The sequence below is a fragment of the Streptomyces sp. NPDC003035 genome (genome assembly GCF_042888285.1).
Lineage (GTDB): Bacteria > Actinomycetota > Actinomycetes > Streptomycetales > Streptomycetaceae > Streptomyces.
Map to the genome: position 1 here is coordinate 265,570 of NZ_JBIAPJ010000002.1, position 15,526 is coordinate 281,095.

General features: G+C 71.4%; 14 protein-coding genes. 2 read left to right on the forward strand and 12 right to left on the reverse strand.

Going from position 1 to position 15,526, the window contains the following annotated elements:
- Positions 1-3: 3 nt before the first annotated feature.
- Complete coding sequence (locus tag ACFYV5_RS07425) at positions 4-543, reverse strand: TIGR00730 family Rossman fold protein (RefSeq protein WP_355107591.1); 540 nt, start codon at positions 541-543, stop codon at positions 4-6.
- 96 nt (positions 544-639) lie between these two features.
- Here ACFYV5_RS07425 and ACFYV5_RS07430 point away from each other — a divergent pair, with 96 nt between their 5' ends.
- Positions 640-1,449, forward strand: coding sequence for an alpha/beta fold hydrolase (locus tag ACFYV5_RS07430; protein ID WP_389165510.1), 810 nt, complete (start codon positions 640-642; stop codon positions 1,447-1,449).
- Between the two features lie 400 nt (positions 1,450-1,849).
- Here ACFYV5_RS07430 and mnmA read toward each other — a convergent pair whose 3' ends face one another.
- On the reverse strand, positions 1,850-2,995 hold the full coding sequence (gene mnmA / locus ACFYV5_RS07435; protein ID WP_389165513.1) for a tRNA 2-thiouridine(34) synthase MnmA: 1,146 nt from the start codon (positions 2,993-2,995) through the stop codon (positions 1,850-1,852).
- 60 nt (positions 2,996-3,055) lie between these two features.
- Here mnmA and ACFYV5_RS07440 point away from each other — a divergent pair, with 60 nt between their 5' ends.
- Positions 3,056-3,706: an N-acetylmuramoyl-L-alanine amidase gene (locus tag ACFYV5_RS07440; protein WP_389166357.1), complete on the forward strand. Its 651-nt coding sequence runs from the start codon at positions 3,056-3,058 to the stop codon at positions 3,704-3,706.
- Here the strand turns inward: ACFYV5_RS07440 and ACFYV5_RS07445 are convergent.
- The 10 genes from ACFYV5_RS07445 to ACFYV5_RS07490 all read right to left on the reverse strand — a co-directional run bounded on the left by ACFYV5_RS07445 (position 3,699) and on the right by ACFYV5_RS07490 (position 15,515).
- The gene (locus tag ACFYV5_RS07445; protein WP_389165515.1) at positions 3,699-4,862 is read right to left on the reverse strand and encodes a cysteine desulfurase family protein; all 1,164 of its coding nucleotides are present in this window, start codon (positions 4,860-4,862) and stop codon (positions 3,699-3,701) included. The two genes, ACFYV5_RS07440 and ACFYV5_RS07445, sit on opposite strands and share 8 nt — an antisense overlap.
- Positions 4,863-4,901: 39 nt before the next feature.
- Positions 4,902-5,906, reverse strand: a complete 1,005-nt coding sequence (locus ACFYV5_RS07450) for a helix-turn-helix transcriptional regulator (protein ID WP_389165518.1) — start codon at positions 5,904-5,906, stop codon at positions 4,902-4,904.
- A 74-nt stretch (positions 5,907-5,980) separates the two neighbouring features.
- Positions 5,981-6,829: a thioesterase family protein gene (locus ACFYV5_RS07455; protein ID WP_389165520.1), complete on the reverse strand. Its 849-nt coding sequence runs from the start codon at positions 6,827-6,829 to the stop codon at positions 5,981-5,983.
- A 26-nt stretch (positions 6,830-6,855) separates the two neighbouring features.
- On the reverse strand, positions 6,856-7,530 hold the full coding sequence (locus ACFYV5_RS07460) for a trimeric intracellular cation channel family protein (protein WP_355107603.1): 675 nt from the start codon (positions 7,528-7,530) through the stop codon (positions 6,856-6,858).
- Between the two features lie 618 nt (positions 7,531-8,148).
- A complete protein-coding gene (locus tag ACFYV5_RS07465; protein ID WP_389165523.1) occupies positions 8,149-9,249 on the reverse strand; it encodes an ABC transporter ATP-binding protein in 1,101 nt (366 codons plus the stop codon).
- Between the two features lie 8 nt (positions 9,250-9,257).
- Positions 9,258-10,289 carry an ABC transporter ATP-binding protein gene (locus ACFYV5_RS07470; RefSeq protein WP_389166360.1) on the reverse strand — a complete coding sequence of 344 codons (1,032 nt, stop codon included), beginning with the start codon at positions 10,287-10,289 and terminating at the stop codon, positions 9,258-9,260.
- 98 nt (positions 10,290-10,387) lie between these two features.
- Positions 10,388-11,389, reverse strand: coding sequence for an ABC transporter permease (locus ACFYV5_RS07475; protein WP_355107607.1), 1,002 nt, complete (start codon positions 11,387-11,389; stop codon positions 10,388-10,390).
- Between the two features lie 134 nt (positions 11,390-11,523).
- Positions 11,524-13,287, reverse strand: a complete 1,764-nt coding sequence (locus ACFYV5_RS07480) for an ABC transporter substrate-binding protein (protein ID WP_355107609.1) — start codon at positions 13,285-13,287, stop codon at positions 11,524-11,526.
- Between the two features lie 49 nt (positions 13,288-13,336).
- On the reverse strand, positions 13,337-14,326 hold the full coding sequence (locus ACFYV5_RS07485) for an ABC transporter permease (protein WP_355107611.1): 990 nt from the start codon (positions 14,324-14,326) through the stop codon (positions 13,337-13,339).
- Between the two features lie 445 nt (positions 14,327-14,771).
- Complete coding sequence (locus ACFYV5_RS07490) at positions 14,772-15,515, reverse strand: enhanced serine sensitivity protein SseB C-terminal domain-containing protein (RefSeq protein WP_355107613.1); 744 nt, start codon at positions 15,513-15,515, stop codon at positions 14,772-14,774.
- Positions 15,516-15,526: the final 11 nt, after the last annotated feature.

The following is a 15,526-nucleotide window of genomic DNA, read 5'->3' on the forward strand; positions in this document are numbered from 1 at the left end:
GCATCACCGCGCGCCGGCCGACTCTTCCAGGTAGGCGAGCGCGGACACGGCGTCGTCGGCGAAGAAGACGAGGTCCGTCAGCGGCAGGGGGAGGAAGCCCTCGGCCTCCATGCGGTGGAACTGGGTCTTCAGACCGTCGTAGAACCCGGCCGTGTTCAGCAGGACCACCGGCTTGGTGTGCCTGCCGTGCTTCCTCAGCTCCAGGACGTCGGTGGCCTCGTCGAGCGTGCCGGTGCCGCCGACCATGATCACGATCGCGTCGGACTTGGCGAGGAGCAGCGCCTTCCTCTCGGCGAGGTCCTTGGCGAAGACCATCTCGTCGGCGTCCGGCCGGGCCTTGGCGGCGAGGAAGTCGACGGAGACGCCGACGAGCCGACCTCCCGCCTCCTGCACGCCGTCGGCGACGACCTTCATCAGACCGACGTCGGAGCCGCCCCAGACGAGGGTGTGGCCGGCCTTGCCGAGGCGTTCGGCGAACTCGCGGGCGGGGCCGGTGTAGCGCTCGTCGAGATCGGCGGCGGAGAGGAAGACGCAGATGTTCATGGGCCCACCGTATCCATGACCTCGGCTTTCGAGATTTCTTCGGGAATTCCCGTCGCGCGCCGATGAGTTCCGGGAGCGCCCTCGGTCATCACTGGCATGGACGAGATGAACGGCACGCTGAGCAGGTCCCGGGGGCGGGTCACGTCGGGGGACGGGACGCCGATCGCGTACGAGCGGCGCGGGGAGGGGGCGCCGGTGATCCTGGTGGGCGGGGCGCTGTGCACCGGCGAGACGGAGCGGCCGCTGGCCGAGCTGCTCGCGCCGCGCTTCTCGGTCGTGACCTACGACCGGCGCGGGCGCGGCGGGAGCGGTGACACCGGGCCGTACACCGTGGAGCGGGAGATCGACGATCTGGCGGCGCTGATCGACGAGGTGGGCGGCCCTGTGGCGGTGCACGGCACGTCCTCGGGCGGGGCGCTGGCGCTCGCCGCGGCGGCCGCCGGGCTGCCGATCGACCGGCTGTCGGTCTACGAGCCGCCGTTCTCGGCCGAGGCCGGAGGCCGTGAGACGTTCGGGGACCACCGGCGCCGGCTGACGGGGCTGCTTGACCGGGGGCGGCGGGCGGCGGCCCTGGAGTTGTTCCTGGCGGACGCGATGGCGCCGGAGGCGCTGGCCGGGATGCGGCGCTCGGAGATGTGGCCACGGCTGGAGGCGGTGGCGCACACCTTGGCGTACGACCACGCGGTCCTGGGCGACGGCGGGGTGCCGACCGAGCGCCTGGGGCGGATCCACGCGTGCGTACTGGTGGTCGACGGCGGTTCGAGCCCCGCCTGGATGCGCCGCGCGGCCCGGGGTGTGTCGACGGCCCTCCCCCGCGGCCGACACCGCACGCTGACGGGCCAGACCCACATGGTGGCGCCGCACGTGCTCGCGCCGGTGCTTGAGGAGTTCTACGAGGAGGAGTGAGCCGGGCGTTCTCGGCCGAAGCGCAAGGCGCCCGCCGCCGCGCGCGGGCCCGGCCGCCCAAGGCCGCCGGGCGGCCCATCGACCGCGACCTCGTCACGGCCGGGCGCCACCAGGGCCGTACGCCGACCCGCCGCGCGCCCGTCGTCAGACCGCCGCCGCCGCGCGCCGTACTGCCGCGCACCTGCGTCACGCGCCGCTGCCGGACCGCCCGCCGCCGTGCGCCATTGTCGGACCGCCCCCTGCGTTCGCCGTACCGTCGCGCGCGCCGTGGTCACGCGTCGCTGCGAGACCGCCTGCCGCCGTACGCCGTACCGCCGGACGCCCGGCGCCACGCGCCGTTGCCGGACCGCCCGCCGCCGTGCGCCGTTGCCAGACGCTCGTCTGCGCCGCGTGCTCGTCGTCAGACCGTCGCCGTCGCCGCGCGCCGGGTCGTCGTCGCGATCGTCGCCGAGCCCACCACGCGCGTGCCGTCGTACAGCACGATCGCCTGGCCGGGCGCGACGCCGCGGACCGGGGCGTCGAAGGAGACCTTCAGTTCGCCGTCCTCCAGCGAGGCCGTCACCTCCGTCTCGCCGCCGTGGGCGCGCAGCTGGGCGGTGTAGCGGCCGGAGCCCTCCGGGGCCGTGCCGCACCAGCGGGGCTTGATCGCCGTGAGGCCGGTGACGTCGAGCGCCTCGGCCGGGCCCACCGTGACCGTGTTGTTCACGGGTGAGATGTCGAGGACGTAGCGTGGCTTGCCGTCCGGTGCCGGGTGGCCGATCCGCAGGCCCTTGCGCTGGCCGATGGTGAAGCCGAACGCCCCCTCGTGGGTGCCCACCTTCGTACCGGACTCGTCGACGATGTCGCCCTCCGCCCGGCCGAGCCGGGAGGCCAGGAAGCCCTGGGTGTCGCCGTCGGCGATGAAGCAGATGTCGTGGCTGTCGGGCTTCTTCGCCACCGCGAGCCCGCGCCGCTCCGCCTCCGCCCGGATCTCGTCCTTGGTGGTGAGGGTGTCGCCCAGCGGGAACATCGCGTGGGCCAGCTGCTTCTCGTCCAGGACACCGAGCACGTACGACTGGTCCTTGGCCATGTCGGAGGCGCGGTGCAGCTCGCGCGTGCCGTCCTCCTTCAGCACGACCGTGGCGTAGTGCCCGGTGCAGACGGCGTCGAAGCCGAGCGCGAGCGCCTTGTCGAGCAGCGCCGCGAACTTGATCTTCTCGTTGCAGCGCAGGCACGGGTTGGGCGTGCGGCCCGCCTCGTACTCCGCGACGAAGTCGTCGACGACGTCCTCGCGGAAGCGCTCGGCGAGGTCCCAGACGTAGAAGGGGATGCCGATGACGTCCGCCGCCCGGCGGGCGTCGCGGGAGTCCTCGATGGTGCAGCAGCCGCGCGCGCCGGTGCGGAAGGACTGCGGGTTCGCGGAGAGCGCCAGATGCACGCCGGTGACGTCGTGTCCGGCCTCGGCGGCGCGGGCGGCGGCGACGGCGGAGTCCACGCCGCCCGACATGGCGGCAAGCACCCGGAGGCGGCGGGGGTGAGAGCTGCGGGGCTCGGAAGTCTGAGTCATAGCCCTACCAGGGTACGGGCCTCGGGAACCGTGGTCGTGTGCGTGAGCGTTCTCGCTGACATGGGGACCGAGAAGAAGCGGGGGGTGGGACGGCGAGCCGTCCTGCTGGGCGGCGGCGTCGCCGTGCTGGGTACGGCGGCGCTGGCCCGCGACGAGCTGGCGCGCGCCTGGTGGCGGCTGCCCGGCACGGAGAAGGCGAGGGTCGAGGGCGAGCTCGACCACAAGGGTGCCGCCTGGACCGCCGCGTCCCGGGCGAACTGGCGGCGGGCGGACCGGCCCGAGGACTTCACCATCGACCGGGTGGTGATCCATGTCGTCCAGGGCAGCTACGCGACCGCGCTGAAGGTCTTCAGGAACCCCCGGCACGGCGCCGCCACCCACTACGTCGTCCGAAAGGACGGGCAGGTCGCGCAGATGATCCGGGAGCTCGACGTGGCCTTCCACGCCGGGAACCGGGACATGAACGAGCGGAGCGTGGGGATCGAGCACGAGGGCTTCGTCGACCGGCCGCAGGACTTCACCCCGGCGATGTACGCCTCCTCGGCGCGGCTGACCGCCGGGATATGCGCCCGGTACGGCATCCCCGTCGACCGGAAGCACATCATCGGGCACGTCGAGGTGCCCGGGACCGACCACACGGACCCCGGGCCGCACTGGAACTGGGACGGCTACATGACGCTCGTACGGGAGGCTTCGCGGAAGGTCACATGAGGCCCGCGGTCCGCGCCCGCTCGACGGCCGGGCCGATGGCGCCGGCGACCGCCGCCACGTCCTCCTCCGTGGAGGTGTGGCCCAGGGTGAAGCGCAGGGTGCCCCGGGCGAGGTCCGGGTCGGTGCCGGTGGCGAGCAGCACGTGGCTGGGCTGGGCGACGCCTGCGGTGCAGGCGGAGCCGGTGGAGCACTCGATGCCCTGGGCGTCGAGCAGCAGGAGCAGGGAGTCGCCCTCGCAGCCGGGGAAGGTGAAGTGGGCGTTGGCGGGGAGCCGGCCGACCGGGTCGCCGCCGAGGACGGCGTCGGGGACGGCGGTACGGACGGCGGCGACGAGGTCGTCGCGCAGGGCGCCGATCTCCCGGGCGAACTCCTCGCGCCGCTCGGCGGCGAGCCGCCCGGCGACGGCGAACGCGGCGATGGCGGGGACGTCCAGGGTGCCGGAGCGGACGTGGCGCTCCTGTCCGCCGCCGTGCAGCACGGGTACGGGGCTGTACTCACGGCCCAGGAGCAGCGCTCCGATGCCGTAGGGGCCGCCGATCTTGTGACCGGAGACGGTGAGAGCGGCGAGGCCGGAGGCGGCGAAGTCGACCGGGATCTGGCCGAACGCCTGGACCGCGTCGGCGTGCAGGGGGATGTCGAACTCGCGGGCGGCGTCGGCGAGTTCGCGTACCGGCATGATCGTGCCGATCTCGTTGTTCGCCCACATGACGGTGGCGAGCGCGACGGTCTCCGGCTCGCGCGCGATCGCCTCGCGCAGGGCGTCGGGGTGCACGCGGCCGTACCGGTCGACGGGCAGGTACTCGACGGCGGCGCCCTCGTGCGTGGCGAGCCAGTCCACGGCGTCGAGCACGGCGTGGTGCTCGACGGGGCTGGCCAGGACGCGGGTGCGGGCGGGGTCGGCGTCGCGGCGGGCCCAGTACAGGCCCTTGACGGCGAGGTTGTCGGCCTCGGTGCCACCGGAGGTGAAGACGACCTCGCTGGGCCGGGCGCCCAGGGCGGCGGCGAGGGTCTCGCGCGCCTCCTCGACGGTCCGCCGGGCGTACCGCCCGGCCGCGTGGAGCGAGGAGGCGTTGCCGGTGACGGCGAGCTGGGCGGTCAGCGCCTCGATCGCCTCGGGGAGCATGGGCGTGGTCGCGGCGTGGTCGAGGTAAGCCATGGTGTTCTGATTCTACGAGGGCGTAGGGGGGTGGCCGGTTCACGCCCCCGGGGTGGGCGGACCGGTACGCGCACCGAGGCCGGAGGTTGTGCCTCGATACAGGGCGACGACCTCCGCTGCCGCCTGCGCCAGCAACGTCCGCACCTCCTCCGGTTCCAGGACCTCGATGCTGCCGCCGAGGGCCAGGAGGGGGCGGGCCTCGCCCGGTTCGCCGAGGGCCAGTTCGACCTCGGTCCACTCCTCCTCCCCCCGCTCGGGCGCGGCGGTCAGGCGGTCGCCGTGCAGGCGCAGGAAGCGGTCGTAGCGGTCGCGGTGGACGCGGGCGCGCACCAGGATGCCGGCGGGGCGCTCTTCGACGCGGCGGCGCAGGCGCTCCCACACCTCGGCCAGTTCGACGCCCGCCCGGCGCCGGACCGGGTCGTCGAGGAGTTCGGCCCGGTGGACCCGGTCGGCGCGGAAGAGCCGCGGCTCGCCCCGATGGTCGGCGACCAGGTACCAGACGCCCGCCTTCACGACGAGCCCGTACGGGTCGACCGTGTACGTCTTCGGGGCCGGTGCCCCGCTGCTCCGGTACCGCAGCCGCAGGCGCCGGTCGGCGAAGACGGCCCGGTTGAGGACGTCCAGGTCCACGGCCGGAAGGGGGGTGCGCATCCAGCGGTCCGGGTCGACGAGGATGCGGCGGCTGGTCAGTTCGGCGGCGGGCCGGTGGGGTGCGGGGAGGGCGGCCATCACCTTGCGCAGGGCGGAGCCGAGGGCCCGGTCGAGGCCGAGGGCCGCGTGGGCGCCCTGGGCGGCGAGGACGAACAGGGCGCGGGACTCGTCGGCCGTCAGCCCCGTGACGTCCGTACGGAAGCCGGGCAGGAGGGTGATGCCGCCGTGGCGGCCGCGCTCGGCGTACACGGGCACGCCGGACGCGGAGAGCGCCTCGACGTCCCGGTAGATGGTGCGTACGGAGACTTCGAGGCGCTCGGCGAGCTCCGTGGCGGGGACCAGGCCCCGGGTCTGGAGGAGCAGGAGGAGGGAGAGGAGCCGGTCGGACTTCACCGGCTCACGGTAGCCGCGGGGGTCCACCGTAACCGCGCGGTATCGGCCCTGGGCGCGGGGTCAGCCGCGTCGTGTCAGCCGCGCGGGGCGCGGGCCAGCTGGCGGGACTGGGCGACGAGCCGGTCCGCGCTGTCCCAGACCTCGGCGTCCTCCTCCAGGAAGCCGCCGGCGAGGTTACGGGTGGTGATGGAGACGCGCAACGGGCCGGGGGCCGGGCGGCAACGGATGTGGGTGGTGAGCTCGACGGTCGGGGTCCAGCCCTTCAGTCCCAGCTCGAAGGAGGTCGGCGGCAGCGCGTCGACGGTGAGGAGCAGGGAGAGCGCGTCGGGATCACGGCCGTCGGCGAGGCCGAACCAGCCGCGCATCTCGCCCCGTCCCGAGGGCGCGCCGATCGCCCAGCCGACGGTGGCCGGGTCGAGCTTGAGGGCGAGCCGCTCGGTGATGGCGTTGGACCCGGGGATCGGGGGCGCGGGGCCGTCGGAAGCGCCGAAGCAGTGATCGATGGGGGCGATGGCCGGGGGTGTGGCGGAGGTGCGGACGTCGTCGGGGAGCGCGTCGAGGTCTCCGTACGAGGCGAGGACCCGGATGCGCTCGACCTCGGTGCCGTCCTCGGCGTACTGGAAGAGGGAGGCCTGGCCGGTGGAGAGCGTGCGGCCGGTGCGGACCGTCTCGGTGCGGATCACGGCGGGACCGGGCACGGAGGGCGTGAGGTAGTGCGCCGAGATCGTGAACGGGTCCGGGTGCGGGAGGTGGTCCCCCAGGGCACGCCCGAGCAGGGCGAGGAGATAGCCGCCGTTGACGGCGTTGATGATCGTCCAGCCCGCGGAGAGTTCGGCGTCGTAGACACCGGGGGCGCGGAGGGTGACGGCGGTGTCGCGGTCGAACTCGCTCGTCCCCGCGGTCGTCTCGATGCTCGTGCTCATGGGAACGACCGTACCGCAGGTAAATACTAAGCGGTAGCTTTTTCGGGCTCCTCCTGCGCGGACGAGCGCCGGTTCCAGGCGCGCGGCGCGCGCCAGTGGTAACGCATCGCGAGGAGGCGGAGCACGAAGGCCGTCACGACGGCGGCGCCGCTGGTGTACGCGTTGAGGATGTCGAAGCGGATGCAGAGCGCGACCATCGCGGCGCCCACCATCGCGGGCACGGCGTAGAGGTCCCGGTCCCAGCGGAGGAGGGAGGGCACCTCGTTGGCGAGGACGTCGCGCAGGACACCGCCGCCGACGGCGGTCGCGAGCCCGAGCGCGGCGGAGGAGGTGAGGCCGAGGCCGTAGTCGTACGCCTTGGTGGTGCCCGTGACGCAGAAGAGGCCGAGGCCGGCGGCGTCGAAGACGTTGACGGCGGTCTGGGTGCGCTCCACCTGGGGGTGGAGGAAGAAGACGAGGACCGTGGCGACGAGCGGCATGAGGAAGTAGCCGAGATCGGTGAAGGCGGCGGGGGGTACGGCGCCGATGATCAGGTCGCGGAGGAGGCCGCCGCCGAGGGCGGTGACCTCGGCGAGGACGGCGATGCCGAAGACGTCGAAGTTCTTGCGCACGGCGAGGAGGGCGCCGGAGATGGCGAAGACGAAGATGCCGACGAGATCGAGGGCGTGTTGTACGGAGGGGCTGAACAGGTCGTGGAGCACCGCCCAATTGTGCCGGGTCCTCGCGGGGGCGGGGGCGTCGCGCTGTGGGCGAGGGGACTCCCCCACCCCACCCCGCCCCTCCCCGAAACCCTGACGGGACCGGGGGCGCGCGGCGGCTTCGCGCCACGGGCCGGGCGGGGCGGGCCGTAGTGCGTGCGGGCGCAGCCCCCGGGCTCACGCGCGGAGCGCGAGACCCCCGTGCCGTACGGGGAGCTCTACGCCGAACCCCCGGTCACGCGGCAGCTTCGCGCCGCAGGCCGGGCGCGGCGAACCGTCGCGTTCCCGGGGGCCGCGGCCCGGGCCGGGCGCGCCGAACCGTAACCCCACGAGCCGGCACCCCGCGCGCCGCGGGCCGGGCGAGGCGAACCGTCGCGTTCCCGGGGGCCGCGGCCCGGGCCGGGCGCGCCGAACCGTAACCCCACGAGCCGGCACCCCGCGCGCCGCGGGCCGCACGCGCCGAACCGTAACCCCACGAAGGCGGCACCCCGCGCGCCGCGCCGCACGCACCCACGAAGGCGGCACCCCGCGCGCCGCAGGTCGGGCGGGACGCCCCGGGGGCGCGTGCGCAGCGCGAGGCCCCCGTGCCGTGTGGCAGCGGGGGCCTCGCCTATGCGGGTGCTACGCCTTGGGCGTGTCGCCCTCGGGGGCCTCGGGGGTTTTCTCGGAGAGGGACTCCGGAGCGTCCCGCTTCGTGATGGACACCTCCACCGACTCCCGCGCCGACGGCACCGTCAGCCCCTCCGCGTTCTCCGGGTGGTGGCAGGCCACCCGCTGGCCCGGGCGGAGTTCCAGGAGCGGGGGCTCCTGCGTCTTGCAGACGTCCGTCGCCTTCCAGCAGCGGGTGTGGAAGCGGCAGCCCGACGGCGGCGAGATCGGCGAGGGGACGTCACCCTGCAGCAGGATCCGCTCGCTCTTCGCGCCCCGGCGCCGCGGGTCCGGCACCGGGACCGCCGACATCAGGGCCTTCGTGTACGGGTGCATCGGCGACTGGTACAGGGACGTGCGGTCCGCCAGCTCCACGATCTTGCCGAGGTACATCACCGCGATCCGGTCCGAGACGTGCCGGATGACCGACAGGTCATGGGCGATGATCACGTACGTGAGGCCCAGCTCCTCCTGGAGGTCGTCCAGGAGGTTCACCACCTGCGCCTGGATGGAGACGTCCAGCGCGGAGACCGGCTCGTCGGCCACGACCAGCTTCGGCTTCAGGGCGAGCGCCCGCGCGATGCCGATGCGCTGGCGCTGACCGCCGGAGAACTCGTGCGGGTAGCGGTTGTAGTGCTCCGGGTTCAGGCCGACCAGGCCCAGCAGGCGCTGGACCTCCTTCTTGACGCCGCCCTCGGGCTCCACGCCCTGGAGCTTGAACGGCGCGGAGATGATCGAGCCGACCGTGTGGCGCGGGTTCAGCGAGCCGTACGGGTCCTGGAAGATCATCTGGATGTCGCGGCGCAGCGGACGCATCTTCGCCACACCCAGGTGGGAGACGTCCACGCCCTCGAACTCGATGGTTCCGCCCGTCGGTTCGAGGAGCCGGGTGATCAGCCGGCCCATCGTCGACTTGCCGCAGCCGGACTCGCCGACGACACCGAGGGTCTCGCCCGGCAGCACCTCGAAGTCGATGCCGTCGACCGCCTTGACCGCTCCGACCTGGCGCTGCAGCAGACCCTTCTTGATCGGGAAGTGCTTCACCAGGCCGCTGACCTTGAGCAGAGGTTCCATGTTGTCGCTCACAGCTTCGGCGCAATCTCTTCGGTCCAGATCCGGGTCCGCTCCTCCGCCGACATGTGGCAGGCGGAGTAGTGACGGCCGGGGGCCTCACCGCTCGGCGCGAGCCGCAGCTCGGGGCGCTCGGTGCGCGTGATGCCGCCCTTGGGCACGTCCGCGTACGGGCAGCGCGGGTGGAACGCGCAGCCGCTCGGGATGTTGATGAGGCTGGGCGGCGAGCCCTTGACCGGGATGAGCCGGTCGGTCTGCTCCCGGTCGATCCGCGGCATCGAGCCCAGCAGGCCCCAGGTGTAGGGGTGCTGCGGCTCGTAGAAGACCGCCTCGGCCGGACCGCGCTCGATGCACCGCCCGCCGTACATCACGAGGATGTCGTCGGCGAGCTCGGCGACGACGCCGAGGTCGTGCGTGATCATGATGACGGCGGAGCCGAACTCCTTCTGCAGGTCCCGGATCAGGTCCAGGATCTGCGCCTGCACGGTCACGTCGAGCGCGGTGGTCGGCTCGTCCGCGATCAGCAGTTCGGGGTTGTTGACCAGCGACATCGCGATCATCGCGCGCTGGCGCATACCGCCCGAGAACTCGTGCGGGTAGGCGTCGAAGCGCTTGTCGGGCTCAGGGATGCCGACCCGGTCGAGCATCTCGACCGCGCGCCTGCGGGCGGCCTTCTTGTCGACGCTGTTGTGGGTGCGGTACGCCTCCACGATCTGCTTGCCGACCGTGTAGTACGGGTGCATCGCGGACAGCGGGTCCTGGAAGACCATCGCCATCTTCCGGCCGCGCAGGCGCCGTACGTCGTCGGCGTCCGCGCCGATCAGCTCCTCGCCGTCGAGCCAGATCTCACCCTCGATCACGGGGCGGTTGCGGCTGTGGCCGGTGCGGTGCAGGCCCATGATGGCGAGCGAGCTGACCGACTTGCCGGAGCCGGACTCGCCCACGATGCCGAGGGTCTTGCCGCGGGCCAGGTCGAAGGAGAGCCCGTCGACGGACTTGACCAGGCCGTCGTCGGTCGGGAAGTGGACCTTGAGGTCGCGCACCGAGAGGTACGCGTCGCTCGGCGGGCCGGCCTGGACGGGGACGCCGACCGGACCGGTGGTGGCGCCCGCAAGGCTGTCGTTGTTCAGCGGGGTCTCGGTCACGTCAGCCTCACGCGCGGGTCGACGACGGAGTACATGATGTCCACGATCAGGTTCGCCATGACGACGAAGAAGGCCGCGATGAGGGTGACGCCCATGATGACGGGCAGGTCACCGGCGCCGATGGCGCCGACCGCGGCGGTGCCGAGGCCCTGGAAGTTGAAGGTCGTCTCGGTGAGCACGGCGCCGCCCATGAGGGCGCCGAGGTCGAGACCGACGAGGGTGATGACCGGGGTCAGCGTCGAACGCAGGGCGTGCTTGCCGATGACCACGTTCTCCTTGAGCCCCTTCGCGCGGGCCGTGCGGATGTAGTCCTCACCGAGGACCTCCAGCATGGTGGCGCGCGTGATGCGGGCATATGTGGCGGCGAAGAGGAACGCCAGCGTCACCCAGGGGAGGATCATGCTGTTGAGCCACTCCCCCGGATCCTCCGCCAGGGGTTTGTAGTTGCTCTCGTCCAGCCACCCCAGTGAGTAGACGAAGACCGCGCCCGCCAGCATTCCGGTGAAGTAGATGGGCAGCGAGACGCCGGCCAGAGCCGTCACCATCGTCGCCCTGTCCCAGATCGTGCCTCTGCGCAAGGCCGAGATCACGCCCGTCAGGACACCACCGATCACCCAGAGGATCACCGCGCCACTGGCGAGGGAGAGCGTGACCGGGATGCGGTCGAGCAGGAGCTCCCACACCGGCTGCTCCGCCTTGAAGGAGTAGCCGAAGCACGGCGCGGGGCAGTGCGTCACCTCCGTGCCCTGGTTGTAGTCGCGGCCGGCGACTATGCCCTTGAGGAACAGTCCGTACTGCTCGGGGATGGACTTGTCGAAGCCCATCTTCACGCGGATGCCCGCAAGAGCGGTTTCGTTGGTCTCGCGGCCCGCGTACATGAGCGCCGGGTCGCTGCCGGTTATTTTCGGCACCGCGAAGAAGATGCCGAAGGTGACCGCGGAGACCACCAGCAGCGTTGCGACGACGTTGAAAAGCCGCCGGATGAGGTAGACGAGCACTGCAGTCGGCCGCTCGGGGCGGGCGGCTGCCGCCCCTTGTGGGGACGACAGCCGCCGCCTGCGGCCTTCACCTGCCCTTCGAACTAGCGCATGTGGGGTGAAGGCACATGTCCTGCTGTTACTTGACTACGTGACTACTTGACGACGCCCACGGTGGCGAGGTCGATCTTGCCCAGCGAGTCGTTGAAGTAGACGTTCGTCAGGCGGGGGTTGTGGTAGACGAGCGCCTTGTCGAAGTTGATCGGCAGGTAGAGCGCCTTCTCCATGATCTTCTTGTTGATCTCGGTGTAGAACGGCGCGGCCTCGGCCGGCGTCGGGGCGTCGGCGGCCTTGTCGAACAGGCCGTTCACCTCGGGGTCGTTCAGCATCGAGTAGTTGTTGTTGCCGTTCGGCAGGATGAACGAGCCGTCCACCAGCGGCTGCAGGAAGCCGGCGCCGGAGTTGTAGTCGGCACCCCAGCCCATGACGATGATGCCGTAGCCCTTCTTCTTCACGTTCTCGGGCGAACCGATCGTGGAGGAGGAGAGCTTGCCGTCGTACTGGTCGATCGAGGCCTCGATGCCCACGGTCTTCAGCGCGGCCTGCAGGGACTCGGCGGTCTTGACCTCGGCCTTGCGGTTGTTGCGGACCGCGATCGTGGTCTTGAAGCCGTTCGGCTTGCCACAGGCGGCGAGGGCGGCCTTGGCCTTGTCGACCTGCGGCTTGCCGCCGGTCAGGCCGTACGGGTCGTACGCCTTGTCGGAGCCGGGGATGCCGGGCGGCAGCATGTTGGCGCCGAGGTCACCGGAGGTCGGGCCGCCACGGGCGGTCTGCAGGGACTTCGGGTCGGCCGCGTAGATGACGGCCTTGCGGCACTCGACGTTGTCGAACGGCGCCACCGTCTGCGGGAAGACCATGTAGCGGATGTAGCCCGTGAACGGGTTGTCCGCGTTGGCCTTCAGCTTCGGGTTCTGCAGGATCTTGATCTTCGCGGCGTCCTGGACACCCGTGCCGTCGACCGCGAGGTCGATGTCACCCGACAGCAGACGCTGGTCCATGTCTTCGGCGTTGGTGGTCACCGTGAAGGAGACCTTGTCCGGCAGACCCTTGCGGATCGTGTCGGTCTTCGGGTCCCAGTGCGGGTTGCGCTCGAAGGTCGCGCCCTTGCCGGCGGTGAAGCTGGTGACCTTGTACGGGCCGGTGGCCAGCGGCTTGTTGGTGTACTTGGCGCCCGTGTCCTTGGCCATCGGGACCGGCGAGGAGGACGGCATCGCCAGCAGGTAGGAGAAGTCCGAGTTCGGCTTCGCCAGGTTGAAGACGATGGTCTTGTCGTCGGGGGTCTGGACCGACTTCAGGCCGAGCTTGTCGGCGGCCTTGTCCTTGTACGGGCCGGGGTACTTCTGGCCCTGGTCGAGGATGTCGATCAGGTACGTCGGACCGCCGGACAGCACGTCCTGCGCGAAGACGCGCTCGATGCCGTACTTGATGTCCTTGGAGGTGACGGGCGTGCCGTCCTCGAACTTGACGCCGTCCTTCAGCTTCAGCGTGTACGTCTTGCCGCCGTTGCTGAGGACCGGCAGGGCCTCGGCGAGGTCCGGGACCAGCTTGGTGCCCGCCTCGCCCGGCTTGCTGTCGTACGCGAGCAGCTGACGGATGTACAGGCGCTGCATGTTCCAGACGAAGCCGTAGTAGGCGCGCGCCGGGTCCAGGTAGTCGACGTCCTGGGGCGACCAGAGCTTGAGCTCGCCGCCCTTCTTGTCGGAGACGTTGACGACGCCCTTGGTCGCCGCGTTAAAGCCTGCTCCGGCGGCACCGTTGCCCTTGCCGCTGTCGTCGCTGCCGCCTCCGCCGCACGCCGCGGTCAGGGAGAGAGCGGCGACCAGCGCGGTCAGCGCTGCTGCCTTCTTTCTGCGGATCACTGTGTTCCAACCTCCCAGGAATGGATTCAGGTGAATCAGGTGAATCGGTTCAGCTGCCCTTGGGGTCGAGTGCGTCACGCAGCCCGTCCCCGAAGAGGTTGAACGCCAGGACGGTGATGAAGATCGCGAGACCGGGGACCACCATGAACGTCGGGTCCGCCTGGTAGATCGGGACGGCGTCGGAGAGCATCTTTCCCCAGGACGCGGTGGGCGGCTTGACGCCGGCGCCCAGGAAGCTGAGGGCCGCCTCGGTCAGGATGTTGGTCGGGATGATCAGCGTCGTGTAGACGAGGATCGGGGCGACCAGGTTGGGCAGGAGCTCCTTGCGCAGGATGTAGCCGCGGCCGGCGCCCAGGGACCGGGCGGCCTCCACGTACTCCCGCTCGCGCAGCGACATCGTCTGGCCGCGGACGATGCGGCCGATGTACGGCCAGCCGAAGAAGCCGATGACGACGATCAGGACGCCCATGCGGACGCCGGTACCGGTGAGACCCCAGAGCGAGTTGGGGACCACGGAGACCAGCGCGATGGTGAAGAGCAGCTGCGGGAAGGCGAGCAGCAGGTCCATCACCCGGCTGATGATCGCGTCGACCCAGCCGCCGAAGAAGCCGGCGACGGCGCCCAGGACGCTGCCGATGACGACGGAGACGAAGGCGGCCAGGAAGGCGACGAGGAGCGAGATGCGCGCGCCGTAGACGATGCGGCTGAAGACATCGCGTCCGTTGGTCGGCTCCACGCCCAGCAGGAAGTCCGAACTCATGCCGCCGAAGGCACCCTTGGGGATGCCCAGGTCGGGGTCGAGCATGTCCTCGTGGAACTCGTTCGGCGGGTGGCCGAAGACGCTGACGATCTGCGGCGCGAAGATCGCGACGAGGATGAGGAAGAGCACGAGGAACGCGCCCGTCAGTGCGACCTTGTCGCGCTTGAGGCGCGTCCATGCGATACGGCCGGGGGAACGGCCCTCGATGGCCTTGGCAGGGACTTTGGCGGCGACAGCAGCGATCTCGTCCGCGGCTGTGTCGTGCAGTGGTGCCGTCATCGTGGTGGGGACCCCTCTCGGCCGACGGTGGCCGGCCCATGCCCGCCGCTGTAGCGGCTTGTCTCACATCGGTGTCGCTGATGGTGCGAAGAGCGTCTGAAGTGTGCGTGAAGAGCCCGTGGTCGCGGGCCGTCCGGCTCTCGGTTGGGGGGAGTCTTCATCGGGCTCACGATCACCCGCCAGACCTGCCGGGGATGTGATGCGCAACCGTGATGTGGCCCGAAGCCTTCCGTTATCCGGACCGGGAGATCTGCTGAGCGAAGCAACACCGTCCGTTCGGTACGGAACGGACATCACGGCCAACCCGGCGTTCGCGACCGCTTTTTGGGCGGATTCGCCGGGGACGACGAAGGCCGCGCCGAGGGTTCTCGGCGCGGCCCTTTTGGACAGACGTCTCGCGATGCGGACGCGCTGTCAGATCTCGGCCCGGTCTCGTCGGCGGGTGTCAGCGATAGACCGGGACGTGCGCGTCGCGGTCGTAGAACGGGCGGGCGTTGGCGCGCAGCCACATCGCCACCGGGTCGTACTCGTCGGACATCGCGACCGTCGACACGGGCAGCCCGTCGGGGACCGCGGAGAGGGACTGACGCATCATGGCCCGCACCGCCTCGACCGAGGCGGCGGAGGTGTCGTACAGCTCGAGACCGATGGCGAGGTACGGGGATCCCAGCGCGGGTTGCACCCAGGTGCGGCGCAACGCCCGTACGGCCGGGGTCCGATGGGCGTTCTGGGTCAGCAGCGCGTAGAACTGCGGGATCTCCAGGGCGGGTTCGGACAGCCGCAGGGGCCCGGCGGGCATCCGGTCGAGACCGGTGGCGATCCGTCGGAGATCGGCCCAGGGGATGCCGACGCCGCCGCCCGGGTCGTGCGGGTTCAGCCAGATGCCCCAGCGTTCGGGGTAGAGCGTGCGGGCGATGTCGCCGCCGGTGACCACCTCGTGGGCACGGTTCCAGCCGGAGGCGGAGAGCTCCTGGGCGGAGGTGACGCAGGGGGCGTACCCGAAGCCGTCGACCTCCATGTTCCCGTACTGGGCGTCCGGCGAGCCGGGTGCGCCCTGCCAGAGCAGCATCCACACCGTGCCGTCGGCGAGGGCGTGCAGCAGCTGTTCGTACGCGTCGTAGCGTCCGGGTGCCACCTGCCGCAGCATGTGCTCGACCTGTCCGGCCGCAGCGGTGCCTGACGCGCTCACCCTTGGTCCCG